Consider the following 20139-nt stretch of genomic DNA (forward strand, 5'->3'; position numbering starts at 1 on the left):
TAATTCTGAACGAAGCGGGTACCTGTTGTTATAAGTAATGTTTATCATGGAATCCCCTTGATGAAAGCGCTATACTTAATAAAGTAGTGAACAGAAATTAAAGGGGCAGCGCAATGAAAAAAGGTAGAATGTTTTACGGGATTTTCATTCCCATACTCATTCTGGGGGTAGGGCTGGTAGCTAGCTTCGGCAGTTACATATATATCAGCACGATACGGTCAGTGGTCGGACAGTTCTCAAGCAACAAACAAAGTTATATTGAGCAGATTAAGAACAACCTGGAACATAAGATTCAGAGTATTGAGTATGCATTTAATACTTACAGCACAACCAGTTCTTTTCAGGAGGTAGTCACCAATCCGATCACTATTCGGGATTTTGCGGCCTACCGTAATGTCAATTCCCAACTGAATTACATCGCCTCCATGACGGCGGAGGGTACGACATATTCCCTGATCAGTCTGGACCAGAATTGGCAGATCAATAATGAGCGGCTGACAAGTCTTAGTGATAGTGAAGCAGAGCAGCTGCGTGCGCAGTATATAAACGATCAGAATCGGAGCCTCTTCTGGGTCAAGACGGACAAGGGGATCCGGTTCGTCAATACACTGCCGGTCTTCTCCAGCAAGAAGCAGGCTATTGCTTTATCTGATATTTCGCAGTATACGCTTGATTCTATTATTAAGACTGACGAAGATGCGCATGTCTATATCCTTAATAAGTCCGGAGAGCTTCTGTATGATTCCGGTCAGGAAGGCTCTGCTCTCACCGAAGCACAGCTGCATGAGTTAAACGGAACTACTACCTCAGGTGAAGAGAATGGCAAAGTTGAGCTGGAAGCAGGGGGACGGAGGCCTCTCCAGCTGTTATATTCGAAGTCTTCCTACAATAACTGGACTTATCTTACTGTGCTAGATGAGGATGAAATTGCCGACACGCTGAAAATGACTAAATTCGGGCTTTATGCGCTGGGGCTGCTGAGTGTTTTGCTGATATTGGTTGTAGCTTATATGGTCGCTAACTATTTTACGAAGCCTATCCAGCGGATCAAACGGAGCTTATCACTTGTTCCGCCGGTCAATTCCAAGAATGAATTCGAGTATATTATAGATTCTATTGACACCATTCTATCGGAAAAGCAGTCGCTGGAGAGCCTGATTGAAGCGGAGATGCCGCAGCTGGAAACCCAGCTTGTGCTGAACCTCTTCAGAAGCCGTGTCCAGCCTGAGGAGCTGGAGAAGAATCTTCAGCGCTTCGGCTATGCCCCTAATGGGCAGCTAAGGTATGCCGCTATGCTGATTCAATTGGACAGTTTGGGTAATCAAGGGACTACGAATAAGGATGTCCTGCTGCTGGCGGTCAATAAGCTGGTTGAAGAGGTCATTCCGAAGCAGCAGCGGATGCTGCCGATTGTCCTGAGCGATGACACCTTGGCTACGATCCTGACTCTTCAAGTACAGAGTGAATCAGAGCTGAACAAAGAACTGCTGGAGTATTCAAGAACGGTGATGAAGGCAGTGCGGAATTATCTGAAAGTCCCGATCAGTATCGGAATTAGCAAGACCTATGGCAATCTGCTGGAGAGCAAGGAAGCCTGTGAGATGGGCAAGCAGGCATTGCATCAGCGCCTCAATCTAGGCAAGGAATCTATTATCTTTTATGAGGATATCTCAACGGTCGTCTCCGGCCCTGTCCTGCTGCACTATCCGGTTGAGCTGGAATCCGAGCTGTTCAATGCCATCCGGCTGGGGGACAGGGAACAGGTTACTGAAGCAATATATCCATTCCTGGCCCAGTTAATCGGCAAGAACAAGAGTACACTCAACTTTGAAGTCATGCTGGTACGGCTGGTAAACAATCTGATTCAGCTGGAGCAGCAGCTTGGTATTCAGGTCCTGCTGACTCAGGACAACAACAAGCTGTATCACCGTGTACTGGACATCCGCAATCCTGAAGAGATTGAGCATCTGCTGGTGCATGAGGTCATCTATCCGATGACCACTGTCATGAAGGAGAAGACGAACAAGCAATTTCGTTGCCTGTCTGAAAAGATTACTGCCATCGTCGATGCAGAGTACGATCGGGAATTGACGCTGGAGAGCATTGGAGAGAGGCTTCATTACAATCCGAATTATCTCAGCAATATCTTCAAGAAGGAATATGGTACGGCATTCAGTGAATACTTAATGAATTACCGGCTGGAGATGGCCAAGAAGTGGCTGTCGGAGACGGATATGACGATCAGAGTGATTGCTGAGCGGCTGCAGTACCATAATCCGCAGAACTTTATCCGTTCCTTCCGCAAGAAGGAGCAGGTAACCCCGGGCACTTACCGTAAGCTGCAGCAGGGGGAGTGAGATAATCCTGATATAACAATAGTAATCATCACATTTCTTTTATAGTACAGACGGTTATAAAGAAGGGACTGTCCCAAAAGTAGGTTTTCTACGGTGGAAGACAGTTCTCTTCATTCTTAATGCTACAAAAAGTGAGCAGAGCAGCGATTCTCGCGTTATTGGAGGATCGCTGCTCTGCGTTTTTGGTCATTGGTGGCTTGCTTCAGCAGATTATGAGCAAGGGAAAGGACACTCCTCATTCGCTGGGAACGGAAGCGATTCAGCGTACGAAAGTCGGAGCGTTGCCGTCCGGCCAGCCACATGAAAGGGATGATCTCGCGTACGGCCTTAGCGATTTGACGAGACGAATAGATCCATTGGCAAGCAAAGTTGCTCCATGGACTATTGAATGTACAAAGAAATCGCTCCTTTTGAAATGGTTGGGTGGCACCTCCATTTTACCAAAAAGGCGATTTCTTTTTTTGTGTTTGTTGAAAAAAGTGTTTTCGTATCCCGCTTAAACAGCGGAGAGGACGGAACGACCCGCGGAAAAGCGGCAGCGGTCGCCTTTGTCCCCGGATTTTCACCGCTAAGGGAAATCAATAAAATCTGGGGACAACAGCGATTGGAACAACGGTCCGTTCGCGCAGCGTCCACCCCAGTGCTCACGTTGATCCTACTCCAAAACAAAGAGCTGTTCCAAGCAGCCATTTCATGGCTTTTAGGAAAGCTCCTTCTTTTTACAAATATATGAAAGTTTATGTTTAAGCTATATTACGATACATAGTATAGCTGAGGCAAGGATTAACCCTTTACGGCTCCCATCAGGGCACCTTTGGTGAAGTGCTTTTGTACAAAAGGATAAGCGATTAGCATTGGCACAGTGGCTACTACAATGACTGCCATCTTGATTGTCTGGGCCGGCGGGATAATATCGACAGAGGTTCCTTCTGCCTGCATGCCGCTGGAGACAATAACGATCTGGCGCAGAAGCACCTGAATCGGCCATTTGACCGAGTCATTAATGTACAGAATTGCGTTCATATAGGTGTTCCAGTAAGCAACGCCATAGAACAGGGAGATGGTTGCAATGGACGGCAGCGCGAGCGGCAGCATGATTTTCAGGAAGATACCAAAGTCATTACTTCCGTCAATTCTGGCCGACTCTTCAAGGCTGTCCGGCAGTGCCTGGAAGAAGTTACGCATAATAATCATATTGAAGGCATTGACTGCCACCGGGAAGACAAGGGACCAGTAGGAGTTAATGAGGCCGACTGATTTTACAACCAGAAAGGTAGGGATCATACCACCGCTGAAGAGCATGGAGAACACTACAATGAAGTTAATGGTGTTTCTAAGAGGCAGATATCTTCTGGATAGGCCGTAGGCCATCAGTGCAGTTAGAATCATACTTACAATAGTACCTACAATCGTGACACCAACGGATACGCCCAGACCCCGGAAGATTGTGGGTGTGGACAGAATGTAGCGGTACGCATCTAGTGAAAAGGTAGTCGGGAACAGGATGAACTTTTTCGCAATCACTTCCTGGGTAGTTGCGAAGGAGCTGGCGATAATGTTTACAAAAGGTAATAGACAGGCAAGTGCGAGCAGAATCAGAATGCCGGCATTTACAATGGTAAATATCTGGCCGCTGAGCGATTCTTTTCTTCGTGGGCTGTGGTTCATTTCATATCCTCCTCGTATTCGGTTACCTTTCAACTTTAACAAGAGGAACAGATTACGTATATAATCCGGGCATGAGGTATTGGCTTGGCAGCCGGAGTATGCACCTGAACCGGCATATAATCATTATCTTATACTGTAATCATTACAGGAGGTTAAGAAAGCGCAAACACTACAGCGGACAGGCCTGAGCGTACGCAATCACATAATGATTATATACGTAACGCCGGAGATTCCTTAGTCTAGAGAGCGTAATCCCCGAATCACCAAAGGAGGCTGACAAGTGAAAGTTTCAAGTATCACCGCACCATCAAATTTGAATTTGGATAAGAGGAGAGGCAACGCGTTCTTGACTGCACTAAAGAAATACAAGCTCTTATATCTGATGATATTGCCCGGACTGGTATACTTCATCATATTTAAGTACATGCCAATGGGCGGGCTTGTCATTGCATTTCAGGATTATCAGCCGTTTCTTGGAATCACGGGCAGCCCATGGGTAGGGTTCAAGCATTTCATCCGGCTGTTCACTGAACCTACCTTTATAATGCTGCTTCGCAATACACTTGTACTGTTTGCGCTCAACATTGTGATTTTCTTTCCATTGCCGATTATCGTAGCTCTTATGTTAAATGAACTTAAACATCGTCATCTGAAAAACTGGATTCAAACCATTATTTACATCCCCCACTTCATGTCATGGGTTATCATCGTATCGATTACCTATGTATTCATGACACTGGACGGCGGATTAATCAATGAATTGATCGCAAGCATGGGCTTCGAAAAAATCAGCTTCCTGACCTCGCCGGAATGGCTGCGCACGATTTATATCGGCCAGATCATCTGGAAAGAGATCGGCTGGTCTACGATTATTTATCTGGCAGCAATTACTGTAGTAGACCCTCAGCTGTATGAAGCTGCGGAAATGGACGGCGCTGCCCGTCTCCGCAAGACATGGCATGTGACACTGCCAGCCATCCGTCCAGTTATTATTACCTTGCTGATTCTCAAAATCGGCAGTACGCTGGATCTTGGCTTTGAACATATGTATTTGCTGCTCAACTCGCTCAACCGCGAAGTGGCCGAAATTTTTGACACCTATATCTATACAGCGGGCTTGAAGAATGGTCAGCTCAGCTTCAGTACCACAGTAGGCTTATTCAAAGGTGTAGTCGGTCTCATCCTCGTAATGGCCTCCAACAAGCTGGCCAAGAAAATGGGCGAAGACGGCGTATATTAAGGCAGTGATAAAAACTATTCTAGAGGAGAAGTGTTATGAGAAAAAGATGGGTCAGTATGCTTGCGGGCGTTACCTTAATTACCACGGTTTTGTCTGCTTGCGGAGGAGACAAAGAAACAGTTAAAAATACTGCCATAGCTGATGAAAATGCGCCACTGGAGGTCACATGGCTGAATGTCCTGCATACAGCTTCACCACCGACCAATACGATCAAATCCAAGCTTGAAGAATATACGAATACGAAGCTTACCTTCAACTGGGTACCTGATGCATCCAAGGAGGAGCGGATTACAACAGCGCTGGCTTCCGGCGAGCTTGCCGATATCGTGACTCTGACTATGATGACCAACTCATCGGTCAGAAGCTCTCTGAAATCGGGTTTATTCTGGGATGTCGGCCCGTACATTGATGATTATGACAATTTGTCCAAGATTGCTCCAGAGATCCGGGCTGCAGCTTCTATTGAAGGCGTACTGTATGGTGTTCCGTTCCAGAAGAACCTGGCCCGCTCCGGGCTAATCTTCCGTAAGGACTGGCTGGACAAGCTGGGTCTGCCGGTTCCAACTACACTGGATGAAGTCTACGAAGTTGCCAGAGCCTTCACTGAGGACGACCCGGATGGTAACGGTATTGCTGATACAACAGGCTTCGGGGACAGAAATGATTTGCGCTATAGCAGTTTCAAGACACTTAGCTCTTACTTTGGTACACCTAACGGCTGGAAAGTGGATGACAGCGGCAAGTTCACACCGGAATTCGATACTCAGGAATATCTCGATACCTTGAACTTCTCCAGAAAGCTGTATGAGAACGGTTACTTGGCCCAGGATTTCGCAGTTACCGCCAAAACCGACCAGCAGCAGCAGTTTGCTCAGGGTAAAACAGGGATCTATACCGGTATGGTTGATATCTCGAGTCTGAGAACATTAGCGCAGGATCTTCAGGAAGGTCTTGAGCTTGTACCGGTGAATAAGATTTCGAACGGCGACGGCCAGTACCATATCTGGTCTGAAGGCAGTGGTGTCGGCGGTCTGATGGCATTCCCGAAATCAGAGGTTAAAACCGAAGCCCAGCTGAAGAGACTGCTGCAATTCGTTAATGATCTGATTGATGAAGAAGCATTCATGCTGATGACTGGTGGTATCGAAGGCACTCATTACGAATATGACGAGAGTGGTGCTTACAAAGTTCTTAATAAAGATCTGTGGCAGGCAGATGTACAGCCTTTCTCCTCTAGCAGACCAAGTGAGATTGCTTATTCACTTAAGGATGCCAATCCTGAGAAGCAGCTGGCGAATGATCTAATCCGTGAAAATGACAAGTTCGCCGTTCTTGATCCGACAGTTCCGCTGGATTCGGCAACGAACAATGAACAGGGTACAGAGCTTGCGAAGATCATCACGGATGCTACGTTCAAGTACATCATGGGACAATCGACGGAAGCAGATTTCACAAAAGCGGTACAGACCTGGAAGGATTCAGGCGGCAGCAAGATTACCGAAGAATATGAAGCAGCGTATAAGCTGACTCAGAACTAAGCACAGCGCGTCACAGGCAAGCTCACCCTATAGGGTGGGCTTGGTTTGACGATAGCTGCGCCGGAATGATGCGGAGGCGTTAACAATGGAATCCATTCGGGTCAGCAAGAGCGGCAGGGGCGATTATACCTCTGTTCAAGCTGCAATTAACAGCATACCTGTGGGCAGGACGGAAGAGACACATCTGATCATCGAGGCAGGTGTTTATAAGGAGAAGCTGCAGATTCATAAACCGCATTTGCGGTTATACGGCAAAGGCGAAGTCAGATTAGTCTACGATGATTATGCGCTGAAGCTAGGCAGCGACGGTACCCCTATGGGCACGAATGCCTCATGCAGCACACACATTACTGGTGATGACATCCGGGTAGAGCATATTATCTTCGAGAATACAGCGGGTCCGGGCAGTATAGTAGGCCAGGCTGTAGCACTTTATCTGGATGCCGATCAGGCTGTATTTCGAAATTGCACCTTCCTTGCAGCTCAGGATACACTGTATCTGGCTAAGCCAAAGGAGGAGAAGCTTAATACAAGCGGACGCAATTATTTTGAACATTGCCGGATTGCCGGGGATGTTGACTTTATATTTGGGTCAGCCACGGCTTATTTTGAAGAATGTGAAATTATTAGTCTCGACCGGAATATGGAGATTAATGGATTCATATCTGCTGCTGCAACACCTGAGGATAAGAAAGCGGGTTTTATTTTTCATAAATGCCGCTTGATCAGCGATGCCGCTGCAGATAGCGTGTACCTGGGAAGACCTTGGCGCGACTATGCCCGGACTGTCTTCATCGATTGCTGGATGGGCGGACATATCCGCCGGGAAGGCTGGAATGACTGGGGCAAATCCAGTGTGAACGATACCGTGCAATATGCCGAGTATGGCTCGGTTGGACCGGGAGCGGCTCCCGGCGAGCGAATCAGCTGGTCTAAGCAACTGGAGCAGAATATGAAAGATAACTTCTCGCTTGAGGCGGTCTTTGGCGGAGACATTGCCTGGACGCGCTGAAGAATCCATAACATAAGGAAGGTGAAGGCTGTGGGAGAGAAATGGGCTGTGAGAATGGCGGAATCACTGATGGAGCGGCTGCCCAGGCTGTATGAGGATTTGGGATATCACGGAAAATGGTCTTACGATTACGGAGTGGTGCTGAAGGGTTTTGAACTACTGTGGAAGCAGACCGGTGAGCGCAGGTATCTCGATTATATCGCGGCCAATCTGGATTATTTCATTCAGGAGGACGGCACTGTCCGCGGATACCGGCAGGATGAATACAATATCGACCATATTAATAACGGCAAGCTGCTGTTCACGCTCTATGCGGAGACGGGCTTAGATAAATACAGGCTCGCAGCGGAATCCTTCCGGGAGCAGCTGCGGACCCATCCCCGGACATCAGAGGGCGCCTTCTGGCATAAGAACATCTATCCGTATCAGATTTGGCTGGATGGCTTGTATATGGGTGCGCCGTTCTACCTCCAGTATCTGCTGACCTTTGAAGAGGGGCAGGGGCTTGAAGATGTGACGAAGCAGTTTATGGTGTGCGAGCAGCATACCAAAGATCCCATTACGGGACTGTTGTTTCATGCCTGGGACGAGAAGCGGGTACAGCCGTGGTGTGATCCGGAAACCGGCCTGTCCCCTAATTTCTGGGGCAGGTCCATGGGCTGGTATCTGATGGCGCTTGCCGATGTGCTGGAGTTACTGCCGGAGGATCATGCAGATTACGCTGAACTGGTGCGCATTCTGCGGGATACGTTAACCGCCCTGGCGAAATTCCAGGATTCCGAAACAGGCGTTTGGTATCAGGTAGTCGATCTATCTGACCGTAAGGGCAACTATCTGGAAGCATCGGCTTCAAGCATGATTACGTACACCATTGCTAAGGGAATCCGGTTAGGGGTATTAGACGACAGCTGGAATGCTGTGCTTGATCGTGCCTATGCTGGCATCATTGACGAATTTGTGCTTGTGACTAAGGAAGGCTGGGTGAATCTGAACAAAAACTGTCAGGTCGCCGGTCTCGGTGGTGCCGGTCAGCGTGACGGAACCTATGCCTATTATATTAGCGAGCCGATCATTACCAATGACCAGAAGGGTGTGGGTGCCTTTCTGCAGGCTTGTGCGGAATATGAACATTTAAGAGTAAAGCAACATTCTGTGAAAACGGGAGGATCATATGCTGCAGGGTTATAGTATTACAGACTTTGGGGCGCAGCGGGACAGCGGAATTCCTGCGACCTCGGCGATCAGCAAGGCCATTTCGGCGGCGAATCAGGCCGGAGGAGGAACAGTATATATTCCGGCAGGGCGGTTTCTGAGCGGAGCCATTCTTCTGAAGAGTAATGTGGAGCTGCACTTAAGTCCCGGCGCTGTTCTTTCCTTCAGTACAGACCCGGCAGATTATCCGGTTGTAGCCTCCAGATGGGAAGGCGTCCGGCAGCAGGTCTATGCTTCCTGTATTTATGGTAGTGATCTGATCAACATCTCCATTACAGGCAGCGGAACCCTTGAAGGGAATGGCGCTGCCTGGTGGGATATGTTCCGGGACAACCGGGAGGGACTGAAATATCCCCGGCCGAAGCTAATCAGCTTTGACCGCTCCACACGGATAACGATTAAAGATATAACACTGCTCAACTCACCAAGCTGGACAATTCATCCGATTGAATGCAGCAATATCACCGTGGATAATGTATCAATCATCAATCCGGCAGATTCCCCGAATACAGATGGTATCAATCCGGAGTCCTGCTCCGGTGTGCGGATCAGCAATTGTAGCATTGATGTAGGGGATGATTGTATTGCTATCAAGGCCGGGACCGAGGATACCGACGAGCGGATTCCTTGTGAGAATATTACGATTACGAATTGTGTCATGGCTCATGGACATGGTGCAGTGGTGCTCGGCAGTGAGATGAGCGGAGATATCCGAAATGTCGTGATTAGCAACTGTATTTTTAAGGAGACTGACCGCGGCATCCGCATGAAGTCACGGCGCGGCCGGGGCGGAACGATTGAAGATATTCGCATTACCAATATTGTCATGGACCAGGTGCTGTGTCCATTTACGATGAATCTGTATTATTTCTGCGGCCCGCGCGGCAAGGAGAAATATGTCTGGGACAAGAATCCGTACCCGGTGACAGCAGAGACGCCTTGCTTCCGGCGCATACATTTTTCCAATATTACTGCCCGGAATGTACATGCTTCCGCCGGATTCCTGTATGGGCTGGCAGAACAGTATGTTTCGGAGGTTACCTTCAGTAATGTGGATATCTCTATGGCGAAGGATGCGGTGCCTGGACACCCGGACATGATGACCGGTATGGAGAGTATGAATAACCGCGGCTTCTATCTTAGCAACGTGCGGGATGTAAAGTTTCAGCAGGTGACTGTAGAGAATCACGAAGGCCCGGCCTTTTATATCGAGAACGGGGAAGAAGTTGAACTTATTCACTGCCATTCCAGGAATACACGTAAGCCTGAACAGCTGGTTGAACGGGCTGGCATAGACTAACATAAAACAAGCCGTTGCGTATTACCACATACGTATGGCTTGTTTTTATTTTGTAAAGATTCATGCTTGTCCTGTGGGATTTTCCGTGGGGCATTTGTTGTATTTACATACTTTTTCGGTTGAACGATGCACGGAGTCATCCTTGACAATATTTTGCAAATGGCGTACTGTAAGTAGTAAGTGATAAGTAGTAAGTAGTAAGTAGTAAGTAATACGAATTCAAAAAAGTTCTTCATACACACGAATCACGGACCGGCTTATCTAAATCATGGGTAGGGGTGGATGGCTATGATGGATTTAAAATTAGCACAAAGCTTTGCGCTGATCGCATTAAATGCACAGAGTAGTCTTTACATGACTAATGCGAAGAAAGTGTCTTTGCGCTCTATGGCTGCGGCGGTTATTTTGGAGGCCTACTTAGAGGGATGTTTTACACAAGCTGATAACGGGCTAACTTTCCGCCAAGAAGTTCTTGAAAAGTCCAGTTCAACGCTATACAGGGAAACTGTTCTATTACCCTTGCTCCATAATCATGCTGTGGTACAAGGTGATCTGGAATGGTGGCTGAAAAAAGCTTCCATGCTGTCTAACAAAAAATTAAAGAAGTTTGAAATCGCGATATCAGATTATCTAAAGGCAATGAATGTGTTGGAAGAAATCCCGAGTCTGTTAGGGAGCGACATGTATTTCGATTCAGCGGGTGTTGAAATGAAAGCCTATCGCAGCCATAATGGGGTTTATACAAGCATTACAGAGAACCTTCGGGCAGAAATTCTGGAAGAGGGAACGGTAACAGATGAGATCATTTGCATGCTGTGGCTGCTTCGCGAAAGCGGATGTATGCATGATTTCTTCTCACGGAATGAACTGGAGAAGATCAATACCAGAATGCACGATCTATACCGTAGTAACTTACGGGCAAAGACATTGTTTCGGATCCAAATCCATCATGGAGTTGAGTTAGGGATCAAACAGTTCCTGCAAATGAAGTCCTCGTTTGTGAAGACATATGTGGGCAGCAGTATTAATTTTTTCTTCCCTTTCCTTGAGCGGTCACAGGCTGTCTTTGTAGAGACAGAGGCTTGGTTCGATAATTCTAATAAAAGGCTAAACTCCGTCCTTACAAGACTAGAGTCCTATGGACATGAGGTTAAGGTGATTGAGGGAGGATCAATTGCGACCATCCAAATTGATAATTTGTTATACGATGCTATGCCGCATTTTGTGATGATGAGAGTACCGATTCAAGGTGTGCGTCTTGTTCCGAAGCGCCCACTGTAAAGGAGTTGTATCCATGTCCAGGCAACGTTCCATGGAGGCGATTCTGGCCTCAGAGCATGTGTCAATAGGTGAATTGGTAAGAATCACAGGTTCCCGTTATAGCACGCTGAAACATTACACCGAAGAAGGTATGCTGCCCTTTGAACAGGCTGAAGAGAATTTAACCCGCAGATATAGAAGAGAGGAAACCGTCGCACGCATTATTTGGATAAAAGAGCTGAAAGCGAACGGTTTATCTATTCCGCAAATTAAAGAAGCTATAGATGCTTTATAATGATAAGAAAGTTGAAGGTGGCTTATATAATGAAGGTTAAGATTCTATTTGTATTATTGACAATTTCATTAGCAATAAATGCTGTGATATTTTATGGATTAACTAAATATGATTTAGTTGAGAAAGGAAGTACTCAATTACCTAAAACAAGTATGGCAGCAGATTCATTGAAATTAATAGAAAATAAAGTTGACATAGAAGAAAAAGTAAAATCTGGTTACGGATATATCTATAGTTTAACGGATGATCAAATCATGAAAGCGATCAATGAAGGAAAAAAAGATGGTGCATATTTTGGTGAAGACTTCAAATTACCTTTATTATCATCGACCAGCAACGATAGTACATTTGAATACAGGGACGTATTTATTAATACACCTTACAGATTTGTGGCAATACATTCAAGTAATCAATACGCAAAATATGATAGGACGTCATCTATAGAAGAAGTGTGGAAATTTATCAGCTATGATCATATTTCATTCTCTGCTTATGTGATGCGTGGATGGGCTAAGATGTTAGCCATTGAAATGATACAGGAAGGTAGAATAATACAACCATACAAGACTGAAAATAATGCGAATGGAGATATGAAGAGTGTCAGTTTTTCAGTCAATGATATAGATTTTCGGGAACCTGCTTCTTTGAAAATATTTGAAAAAAGTAATCCTGAAAAATATGCAGAGTATAAGATCGCTTTCGAGGATTATGTGAAATAATATCCATGTAGAATGAGGTGAATGATATGACGATACTGCCTGTTATAATATTTATCCTAGTATTTGTACCTTCCATTGTACTCCTCGTGAGTATGCCGTATTTAACAAAAAAGACGATTAGTTTCGGAGTCACCGTCAGCGCTGTACAATTCCTCAGTGAGCCGCTGCGCCAGATGCGGAGGTCATATGCCAGGATTAGTGCTATTCTACATACCATCCTATTCATTGTTGGCATCCTATGCCTAATCTACAGTGATGAACATTCCAAGCAAGTCAGTTGGATTATTATTACCTATGCACTCGCCATGCTCGTAATCTCCCTTGTCATTAATATTAGCTATCATTTTAAAATGAAAAGTGTACTGCCCACGCTGCCTATTGCTCCAGGACCATCAATCATGAAAGTGGACACTGGATTGCAAAAAAGAAACATTGGCTTGTCTAATTATTGGTTCTTCATTCATGTTGTCATTGTGGTTATTAATATTGTATTTGTGCTCCGCAACTACAATCTGATCCCTGACCAGCTTCCGGTCCATTTCAACGGCAGTTGGAACATAGACCGCTATGCAGCTAAATCGTATACCTCTGTGTTTATGACTACGCTAATTCAAGGGCTCGTAATACTGTTGTTCCTATTTGAGAATTGGAGTATTCGCAGAGAGAAACAGCAGGTTAGAGAAGACGTAACTTACCGCCGGGCTTGGTCGTGTTTTATGATTACAGCCAGCTTCCTAATAGTGATCCTGTTAGCCGTCGGGCAGCTCAATATGATATCTCTGCTTAACATCAATTTCGCTATCCCCGTTATCCTAATCATAATAGCCTTTATCATCCTATACGCCCTCGCCTTATCGTTCTGGGCGGGTCAGGTCGAAAGCCGCTTGGAGCGATCTGCCGATAGCGCCAATGTTAGACCTGTCCATGATGAAGATAAATGGAAATTAGGTATGATTTATTTCAATCGCAAAGATCCAAACCTAATTGTCGAGAAAAGGTTCGGAGTCGGCTGGGGATTAAATTTCGGCCACCCAGTTGTCTGGCTGATTTTGCTCGGAGTTATTGTAGTGTTAGTTGTGGTGCGCTAAGAAGGCTTTAAGTGATGGTACTAACGTAAAACAAGCTCATGTGGTTCGTCACTGGGCTTGTTTTTGTGCTGCTTAAGATCTTTGTCTCCGTCTAAACTGCGGATTTTTGTATGCAATGATCATTATTCTAATTTAACCTTTGGGGTAGGGTTTCTTTTGGTTTGTTCGGTTAAGTAAATAGTCCGTACTCGTCATATGAAAATCTGCCAGCTTAATCAGAATCGTCGTAGGAATGTCAACATCACCATGTTATGTGGAAGGCCCCCTGCCTATTGATAATAAGGGACAGAATCCGCTAAATAATCATGCCCTGTCTTGACGCCGGGCTGGAGCAGCCGTATGGTACAAGTGACAAGAACATACAAACATAGGGAGGTACATGCTCAAGAAGGGGGAACTATGAATACATTCACAGCCTATGCAAGGCAGATCCGGCGGCAGATCGCCAGCAGGTATTACCGGATATCCATCAAGCAGCGGATTCTGTTCTCGTTCATCATGCTGATCACGCTGTCCATCAGTGCTATGGGCAGCTTCTCGTATTGGATCGCCGCACAGGAGATTGAGGATAATGCTTACGCCAGCAGCCAGGAAACGGTCAGCAAAACTACCCAGCTGCTGGATTCCCGCCTGAATGATGTGGCACTGTCCGTGCAGTCCCTGATGCTGAGCGATGCGTACCGGAAGATGATGATGGATGTGCTCAGCCATGATGTGTCGAATTATTATGTGCATCTGTCGGATCTGCAATATGTGCTCTCACAGGCGACGTTTAATCAACCGATTATCGAGAATGTGCTGATCGTCACGCCGATAGGCGACTTCTACTCCACCACGCAAATCCGCGCGCAGGATAACTCGTTTTACGGCTCGGAATTATATGATCTCAGCAAGGAGCAGCCGGGCGGCTACTGGGCCAAAGGGCATTATGACCGGCTGTTCACGGGCAGCCAGCGGGTCGTCTCCTTCGTGGTCCGGGGAATCTATGAATACCCGTATACGCCGGTCAGCAATGTGTTTATCGTCGTCAATATCCGGGAGAGCCGGATTGACGAACTGCTGAATCAGGGCGGGCAGCAGCCCGGCCGGAATTATTACCTGATGAGCGGGGAGGGGGATGCGGTGGTGGAGTCGCGCTGGCCGTTCCGCGGCAGATTTCCCTGGAAGCCGGTGCTTGCGGAAGGCGGCGCAGCAGCCGAACCGCAGGAGCATACCTACAGCTATGGCGGCAAGGAGTATCTGGTCAATTATAAAAGCTCTGCAGCATCTCCTGACTGGATCATCTCCGGCATGCAGTCGCGCGACCAGCTGCTGGGCAAGCTGGAGAGGGTGCAGCGCATCACCCTGTATGTAATCGGTGTCTTTCTGCTGACAACCTGGCTGATCTCCAATCAGCTGACGTCTGTGCTGCTGAGGCCGCTGTTCAAGCTGCGGCGGTTGATGCGCAGGGTCGAAGAGAACCAGCTTAGTGTAGTGTACGAGAGCCGCTATGAGGATGAAGTCGCCCAGGTCGGCTTTCAGTTCAACCGGATGATGTCGGAGATTAAGGCACTGATTGAGGATGTGAAGTCGAAGGAGGAGGACAAGCGGCATGCGGAGATCCGGGCCCTTACCGCGCAGATGGAGCCGCACTTCCTGTACAATACGCTGAATACGATTTATTGCAAATCGGTATTGGGCGTGAATGAGGATGTGAATGAGATGATCCTGTCATTATCGCAGATGTTCCAGATCGGGCTTAGCGGAGGCAAGGATCTGATTACCCTTGAGGATGAGCTGTCTCATGTGCGGCAGTATTTCTCCATTCAGCAGAAATGCTATGAAGGACTGTTTGAATACAGCATTACGGTTGAGGATGAAGAGCTGCTGTCCTGCCCGCTTCCCAAAATCATCCTGCAGCCGGTTGTGGAGAACAGCATCCAGCACGGGTTCAGTGACCGGTCCGGGGGAGGCCGGATTGACATCGCGGTCAGCCGGGAGCTGGAGCTGCTGCATATTACTATTACCGACAACGGGCGAGGGCTCGATGCCGGGAAGGTTAGGCAGGGAATGAGCAGCGCCCCGCAGTCCAAGAAGGGCTACGCCCTGTTCAACATCAGACATCGCCTGGCGCTCTACTACGGAGAGGAAGCCCTCATGGAAGTGGACGGAGAACCGGGCAAGGGGTCGCAGACGGAGCTGTGGATTCCGTTAAGAGAGGAGCGATAGATGATGGACCAGAAGCTGGAGCAGGGAAGGTTCAAGTTATGTATCATCGACGATATTAAAAGTGTGGTGGAGATGATCTCTCGCAAGCCGGCGTGGCAGGAGCACGGTATTGAAGTCGCCGGCACGGCGCTCGACGGTGAAGAGGGGCTGCGGATCATCCGCGAGACCCGGCCCGATATTGTGCTGACCGATATCCGGATGCCGAGAATGGACGGGCTGAAGATGACCCGGGCGATACTGGAAGATCTGCCGGACTGCAAGATTATTATCCTTAGCGCCTACTCGGAATTCGCTTACGCTCAGGAAGCCATCCGGCTGGGGGCGCTCGATTTCGTGAAGAAGCCTTTTTCGCTGGATGAGATTGTGAATGTGGTGCTGAAGGCCAAGGAGCTGTGCCGGGAAGAACGGCAGGAGACTGCGAGACTGGCGGTAATGGAGTCCAAAATCAGGGAGAGCCTGCCCATCCTCCGCCAGGAGTATCTGACCTTCCTGCTGCATCACCAGACGACAGAGGCGGATGCCCGTTCCAGGTGGGCATATCTCGATATCCCGCTTGCGCAGCATGACTTCTTCGTGTTTGTCGCAGAGATCGATCATTTCGCCGAGAAGCTTCAGGGCCAGCCTGTGCAGGAGGTGGAGCTGCTGCGGTTCAGCCTGCACAATATTCTCGAAGAGACGATTTCCGCCTGGACCCGCGGTGTGATTATCCGCGAGGCCACAGACCGGTATGTCTGCATCATGAACGGCTCGGCCCCGGATACCGCTGCGCTGATTACGGAGGCCTGCTGCACGAATGTAAGCCAGTTCTCCCGTAATACACTCTCTATTGGCGTGGGGCCTGGTGTATCAGCGATTCATGAGCTGGCTACAGCCTACAGGCAGGCGCTGAGCGCGCTGGGTTATCATTTCTATACCGGAGGCAACGGTGTATATCATTACGGCAATATCGAGAATAAGCCGCTCTCGCTTCACAGCTATTCCGCCGCCGCCGAGCAGGAGCTGCTGTTTGCCCTGCGTTCCGGCAATTCCGGCAAAAGCCTGCAGGTGCTGGACCAGCTGTTCTCGGAGCTGCTGGACAGCGAGCTTTTGCCTGAGCCAAGGTATGTCGAAAGCGTCGGCTATGAGCTGAGCTCCAAGATCTGCCGGGTTCTGCTCGAGCAGTTTCCCTATGAGCAGGTGGAGCCGCTGGAGCGCGGAATTGAGGCAATGAAGAACCGGGTGCATCCTTCCCTTCAGGATATCCGGAGCCTGCTGTCCGGGCTGTGCCGGGAGGCCTGCGCGCTGGTGGAGGAAGCCCGTTCCCTGGAATCCACGCGGATTATCCATCAGGCGATCGCTTATATCAGGAGTCATCTGGATACGGGGCTGTCACTGGAGCAGGTCGCGAAGCAGATTAACCTCAGCCCAGGATATTTCTCCAACCTGTTTAAGAAGGTGCAGGGGGGTTCCTTTCAGCAATACGTGATGCATGAGAAGATGGAGAAGGCCAAGGCGATGCTGATCGGCGGCCTGCAGGTACAGGAGATTGCCCAGGATCTCGGCTACGAGCACAGGCGTTATTTCAGCGAGGTGTTCAAGAAGTATACAGGAATGACCCCGTCGGAGTTTAAGCTGCATTACCTTGGAAAAGAATAAAGAAGGACAAGGGAGGGGCTTCCGCTAAGCGGAGAGTCACTCCCTTTTGTATGATGGGCAGCCTCCGCCCGGCAGTGTGACGGCAACTCCCGCAGAAACCTGCCCTCAATGTGGGCTTACCCGCCTTATGTGAAAGCGTTACCCATTCTATAATCAGGTTGTAAGTTAAATTCAGCAGCGATAAATAAGGGGGCACTACCAATGATGAAGCGTACGCTAATGACATCTATGAGCCTGGTTCTGGCACTTGGCCTGGCAGCCTGCGGCAACGGTAACAGTGGCGGCGGCAATGCAGCAGAAGGCTCAGGAGATGCAGCGACAGGCGGTTCAGGAGAAAAAACCAAAATCAGCTACTGGACGGGCGACCGCCATGACGCCGATTTCGTGAAAGAGAAGGTGGCCGAGTTCAACAGGGCCAATACGGACGGTATTGAGGTGGAGCTGGTCGTCAAGGGCGATGACTTCGATACCGCACTGGATCTGTCCTTCCAGACCTCGGATGCCCCGGATGTGATCCGGGTGAAGGAGAACACCATCCAGACGTTCTACAAGAAGGGCTTTCTCGCGCCCATTGATGAATTCCTCACCGATGAGCTGAAGGCGAAGTTCCCGGCCATGCCGGATCTGAATGAATTTGACGGCAAACGTTACAGCCTGCCGAACTACGGAACGACGATGCGCCTGGTGTACAACAAGGACCTGTTCGCCAAAGCGGGCGTCGAGAATCCGCCAACCACGTTGCAGGAGCTGGTGGATACAGCCAAAAAGCTGACCGAAGCGGGTAAGGCTGACGGCGCTTACGGCTTTGCACTGAATTTCAAGAGTCCCTCCAGTGCATTCGCACGTTCGGCACGGGTCATTGCGGAAATGAGCGGTTATGGCGGCTTCGGGTATGACTTCAAGACTGCCCGCTACGATTTCAGCGGCCTCGAGCCGATTATTAATGCCTTCAAGCAGATCAAGGATGACGGCAGCATGCTTCCGGGTGTGGAATCGTTGGATATCGATCCGCTGCGGGCCCAATTTGCCGAAGGCAAGATCGGAATGTATATCTCCTACTCCTCTGAGCCTGGTGTGTACAAGAACCAGTTCCCGGCCAAGATCGACTGGGCTGCGGCTCCGGCACCTACAATTGACGGCATGGTGAAGGGCGCTTCCGGCTTCCTCGGCGGCCAATGGCTGAGTCTTAGCTCGAAATCGGAGAATAAGGAAGCGGCCTGGAAGTTCATGCAGTTCATGTACGGGGATCAGGTGCTGACGGATTATCAGGAGAAAGGCTTCGGCATCTCCATGGTTCCATCCATCAGTGCGGTTGCCGCAACACCGGATGTCAACGGCATCGAAGGCTTCCTTCCCAATAAAAATGACGGGGTATGGCCGATCTATCCGGCGGTTGCACCGGAGGGCATGAAGTCGGATGACGCCTTCTTCAAATATATGCTCAATGGCGGCGATCTGAAGGCGGTCATCGCGGATTTGAACAAGCGTTATAATGCTGCGCTGGACAGCGCCATTGCCAATGACGGAATCAAGGCTGAGCCGGATGCAGGCTTTGATCCGGCCGGCCTGGGCGGCAAGTTCGCCAAGTAACCGGAAGGCGAAACATAGAGAAACAGGTCAGATGACGGGGATGGGGAAGCTGCGTTCTCCACCCCTCTGCTCTGACCGTAAGGGAAAGGAGCCGGAAGAAATCAGATGAATAAAACAAAAAATGCCTTATTCTCATACAGCTTTATCTTTCCAAGCGCCCTTCTGACCATTGTGCTCGGAATCTACCCGATTGCCTGGGCGTTCCGCTACATGTTCTATGACTATAAGGGTTATGGAACGGCCCGGTTTACCGGTCTGGACAATTTCAGCCGCATTCTGAAGGATACCCAATTCTGGGATTCGGTGGTGAATACCTTTGTCTATGCAGGCGGCAAGCTGCTGATCACGATTCCGCTGGCTCTGCTGCTGGCCGCAATCCTGAACCGGGGGCTGCGGGGCAGACAGCTGCTGCGGGGGATTTTTTTCATGCCGACCGTCATCAGTACAGCCGTTATGGCTGTCGTCTTCTTTACCATTTTCAACTCGTATAACGGGATTCTCAATCAGTTCCTGATCAAACTCGGTCTAAGCGATTCCGGGATTGACTGGCTGGGTCCGAAGTATGCCATGCTCACCGTCATTCTGGTTGCGGCCTGGGGCGCGGTCGGGAACTATATGCTGCTCTTCCTCGCCGGTCTGCAGAATATTCCTGAGGATGTGTATGAAGCCTCTGCCCTGGACGGGGCAAGCAAAATCCAGCAGTTCCGCTACGTGACGCTGCCGATGCTCGGACCTGTCATGCAGATGGTTATTATGCTGGCGATCATTACAGCCCTGAAGGGCTACGAGAGCATTATGGTTCTGACCGAAGGCGGCCCGGTAGGCAAGACGGAAGTAATGTTCCTGTATTTATACAAATTATTCTTCCCTATAGGCGGGGGGAGTGCCGGAGTTCAGGTACAGGAGTTCGGATATGGAAGTGCGGTCGCCTTTGTGTCCGCGATAATCGTCGGGATCATATCACTCATTTATTTCTACGCCTCCCGGCGGATGAATCAGACCGATTGAGGAGAGACG

Annotated in this window: 17 protein-coding genes; 15 read left to right on the forward strand and 2 right to left on the reverse strand. The window is 48.8% G+C overall.

Annotated features, from left to right (window positions below; all coding sequences use genetic code 11):
• Positions 1–113: 113 nt before the first annotated feature.
• Positions 114–2357, forward strand: a complete 2244-nt coding sequence (locus MHI42_RS34670) for an AraC family transcriptional regulator (RefSeq protein ID WP_342422137.1) — start codon at positions 114–116, stop codon at positions 2355–2357.
• Between the two features lie 155 nt (positions 2358–2512).
• Here MHI42_RS34670 and MHI42_RS34675 read toward each other — a convergent pair whose 3' ends face one another.
• On the reverse strand, positions 2513–2710 hold the full coding sequence (locus MHI42_RS34675; protein ID WP_342424857.1) for a transposase: 198 nt from the start codon (positions 2708–2710) through the stop codon (positions 2513–2515).
• Positions 2711–2745: 35 nt separating this feature from the next.
• Between MHI42_RS34675 and MHI42_RS34680 the strand changes: the two genes are divergently transcribed.
• Positions 2746–3090, forward strand: coding sequence for a hypothetical protein (locus MHI42_RS34680; protein WP_342422138.1), 345 nt, complete (start codon positions 2746–2748; stop codon positions 3088–3090).
• Positions 3091–3140: 50 nt separating this feature from the next.
• On the opposite strand, the gene MHI42_RS34685 is transcribed toward MHI42_RS34680, so the two are convergent.
• Positions 3141–4025 (reverse strand): carbohydrate ABC transporter permease, encoded by an 885-nt coding sequence (locus MHI42_RS34685; protein WP_171716144.1) that lies wholly within the window; start codon positions 4023–4025, stop codon positions 3141–3143.
• 280 nt (positions 4026–4305) lie between these two features.
• Between MHI42_RS34685 and MHI42_RS34690 the strand changes: the two genes are divergently transcribed.
• The 13 genes from MHI42_RS34690 to MHI42_RS34750 all read left to right on the forward strand — a co-directional run bounded on the left by MHI42_RS34690 (position 4306) and on the right by MHI42_RS34750 (position 20130).
• Positions 4306–5265: a sugar ABC transporter permease gene (locus MHI42_RS34690; protein WP_342422139.1), complete on the forward strand. Its 960-nt coding sequence runs from the start codon at positions 4306–4308 to the stop codon at positions 5263–5265.
• Between the two features lie 35 nt (positions 5266–5300).
• Positions 5301–6803 (forward strand): extracellular solute-binding protein, encoded by a 1503-nt coding sequence (locus MHI42_RS34695; RefSeq protein WP_342422140.1) that lies wholly within the window; start codon positions 5301–5303, stop codon positions 6801–6803.
• Between the two features lie 85 nt (positions 6804–6888).
• A complete protein-coding gene (locus MHI42_RS34700; RefSeq protein ID WP_342422141.1) occupies positions 6889–7815 on the forward strand; it encodes a pectinesterase family protein in 927 nt (308 codons plus the stop codon).
• Between the two features lie 54 nt (positions 7816–7869).
• Positions 7870–9003: a glycoside hydrolase family 88 protein gene (locus tag MHI42_RS34705; protein WP_342424858.1), complete on the forward strand. Its 1134-nt coding sequence runs from the start codon at positions 7870–7872 to the stop codon at positions 9001–9003.
• Positions 8990–10327 carry a glycoside hydrolase family 28 protein gene (locus tag MHI42_RS34710; RefSeq protein ID WP_342424859.1) on the forward strand — a complete coding sequence of 446 codons (1338 nt, stop codon included), beginning with the start codon at positions 8990–8992 and terminating at the stop codon, positions 10325–10327. The genes MHI42_RS34705 and MHI42_RS34710 overlap by 14 nt, the downstream gene beginning before the upstream one ends.
• 282 nt (positions 10328–10609) lie before the next feature.
• The gene (locus tag MHI42_RS34715) at positions 10610–11608 is read left to right on the forward strand and encodes a hypothetical protein (RefSeq protein WP_342422142.1); all 999 of its coding nucleotides are present in this window, start codon (positions 10610–10612) and stop codon (positions 11606–11608) included.
• Positions 11609–11621: 13 nt separating this feature from the next.
• Positions 11622–11882 (forward strand): helix-turn-helix domain-containing protein, encoded by a 261-nt coding sequence (locus MHI42_RS34720; protein ID WP_171716136.1) that lies wholly within the window; start codon positions 11622–11624, stop codon positions 11880–11882.
• Positions 11883–11911: 29 nt separating this feature from the next.
• Positions 11912–12601, forward strand: coding sequence for a hypothetical protein (locus MHI42_RS34725; protein ID WP_342422143.1), 690 nt, complete (start codon positions 11912–11914; stop codon positions 12599–12601).
• A 26-nt stretch (positions 12602–12627) separates the two neighbouring features.
• Complete coding sequence (locus MHI42_RS34730) at positions 12628–13689, forward strand: DUF5808 domain-containing protein (protein WP_342422144.1); 1062 nt, start codon at positions 12628–12630, stop codon at positions 13687–13689.
• A gap of 399 nt (positions 13690–14088) precedes the next feature.
• A complete protein-coding gene (locus tag MHI42_RS34735; RefSeq protein ID WP_342422145.1) occupies positions 14089–15897 on the forward strand; it encodes a sensor histidine kinase in 1809 nt (602 codons plus the stop codon).
• Entirely contained in the window at positions 15898–17532 is a 1635-nt protein-coding gene (locus tag MHI42_RS34740) for a response regulator (protein WP_342422146.1), read from the forward strand.
• 201 nt (positions 17533–17733) lie between these two features.
• Positions 17734–19122: a sugar ABC transporter substrate-binding protein gene (locus MHI42_RS34745; RefSeq protein ID WP_042138230.1), complete on the forward strand. Its 1389-nt coding sequence runs from the start codon at positions 17734–17736 to the stop codon at positions 19120–19122.
• 105 nt (positions 19123–19227) lie between these two features.
• The gene (locus tag MHI42_RS34750) at positions 19228–20130 is read left to right on the forward strand and encodes a sugar ABC transporter permease (protein ID WP_171716130.1); all 903 of its coding nucleotides are present in this window, start codon (positions 19228–19230) and stop codon (positions 20128–20130) included.
• Positions 20131–20139 lie beyond the last annotated feature (9 nt).

Source organism: Paenibacillus sp. FSL E2-0178, from assembly GCF_038593005.1.
GTDB classification, from domain to species: Bacteria; Bacillota; Bacilli; order Paenibacillales; family Paenibacillaceae; genus Paenibacillus_AQ; species Paenibacillus_AQ phytohabitans.

Coding starts and splice junctions, on each gene's coding strand:
- MHI42_RS34670 (WP_342422137.1), top strand. CDS start 114: ATGAAAAAAGGTAGAATGTTTTACGGGATTTTCATTCCCATACTCATT.
- MHI42_RS34680 (WP_342422138.1), top strand. CDS start 2,746: ATGTACAAAGAAATCGCTCCTTTTGAAATGGTTGGGTGGCACCTCCAT.
- MHI42_RS34685 (WP_171716144.1), bottom strand. CDS start 4,025: ATGAACCACAGCCCACGAAGAAAAGAATCGCTCAGCGGCCAGATATTT.
- MHI42_RS34695 (WP_342422140.1), top strand. CDS start 5,301: ATGAGAAAAAGATGGGTCAGTATGCTTGCGGGCGTTACCTTAATTACC.
- MHI42_RS34700 (WP_342422141.1), top strand. CDS start 6,889: ATGGAATCCATTCGGGTCAGCAAGAGCGGCAGGGGCGATTATACCTCT.
- MHI42_RS34705 (WP_342424858.1), top strand. CDS start 7,870: ATGGCGGAATCACTGATGGAGCGGCTGCCCAGGCTGTATGAGGATTTG.
- MHI42_RS34715 (WP_342422142.1), top strand. CDS start 10,610: ATGGCTATGATGGATTTAAAATTAGCACAAAGCTTTGCGCTGATCGCA.
- MHI42_RS34720 (WP_171716136.1), top strand. CDS start 11,622: ATGTCCAGGCAACGTTCCATGGAGGCGATTCTGGCCTCAGAGCATGTG.
- MHI42_RS34725 (WP_342422143.1), top strand. CDS start 11,912: ATGAAGGTTAAGATTCTATTTGTATTATTGACAATTTCATTAGCAATA.
- MHI42_RS34730 (WP_342422144.1), top strand. CDS start 12,628: ATGACGATACTGCCTGTTATAATATTTATCCTAGTATTTGTACCTTCC.
- MHI42_RS34735 (WP_342422145.1), top strand. CDS start 14,089: ATGAATACATTCACAGCCTATGCAAGGCAGATCCGGCGGCAGATCGCC.
- MHI42_RS34740 (WP_342422146.1), top strand. CDS start 15,898: ATGATGGACCAGAAGCTGGAGCAGGGAAGGTTCAAGTTATGTATCATC.
- MHI42_RS34745 (WP_042138230.1), top strand. CDS start 17,734: ATGATGAAGCGTACGCTAATGACATCTATGAGCCTGGTTCTGGCACTT.
- MHI42_RS34750 (WP_171716130.1), top strand. CDS start 19,228: ATGAATAAAACAAAAAATGCCTTATTCTCATACAGCTTTATCTTTCCA.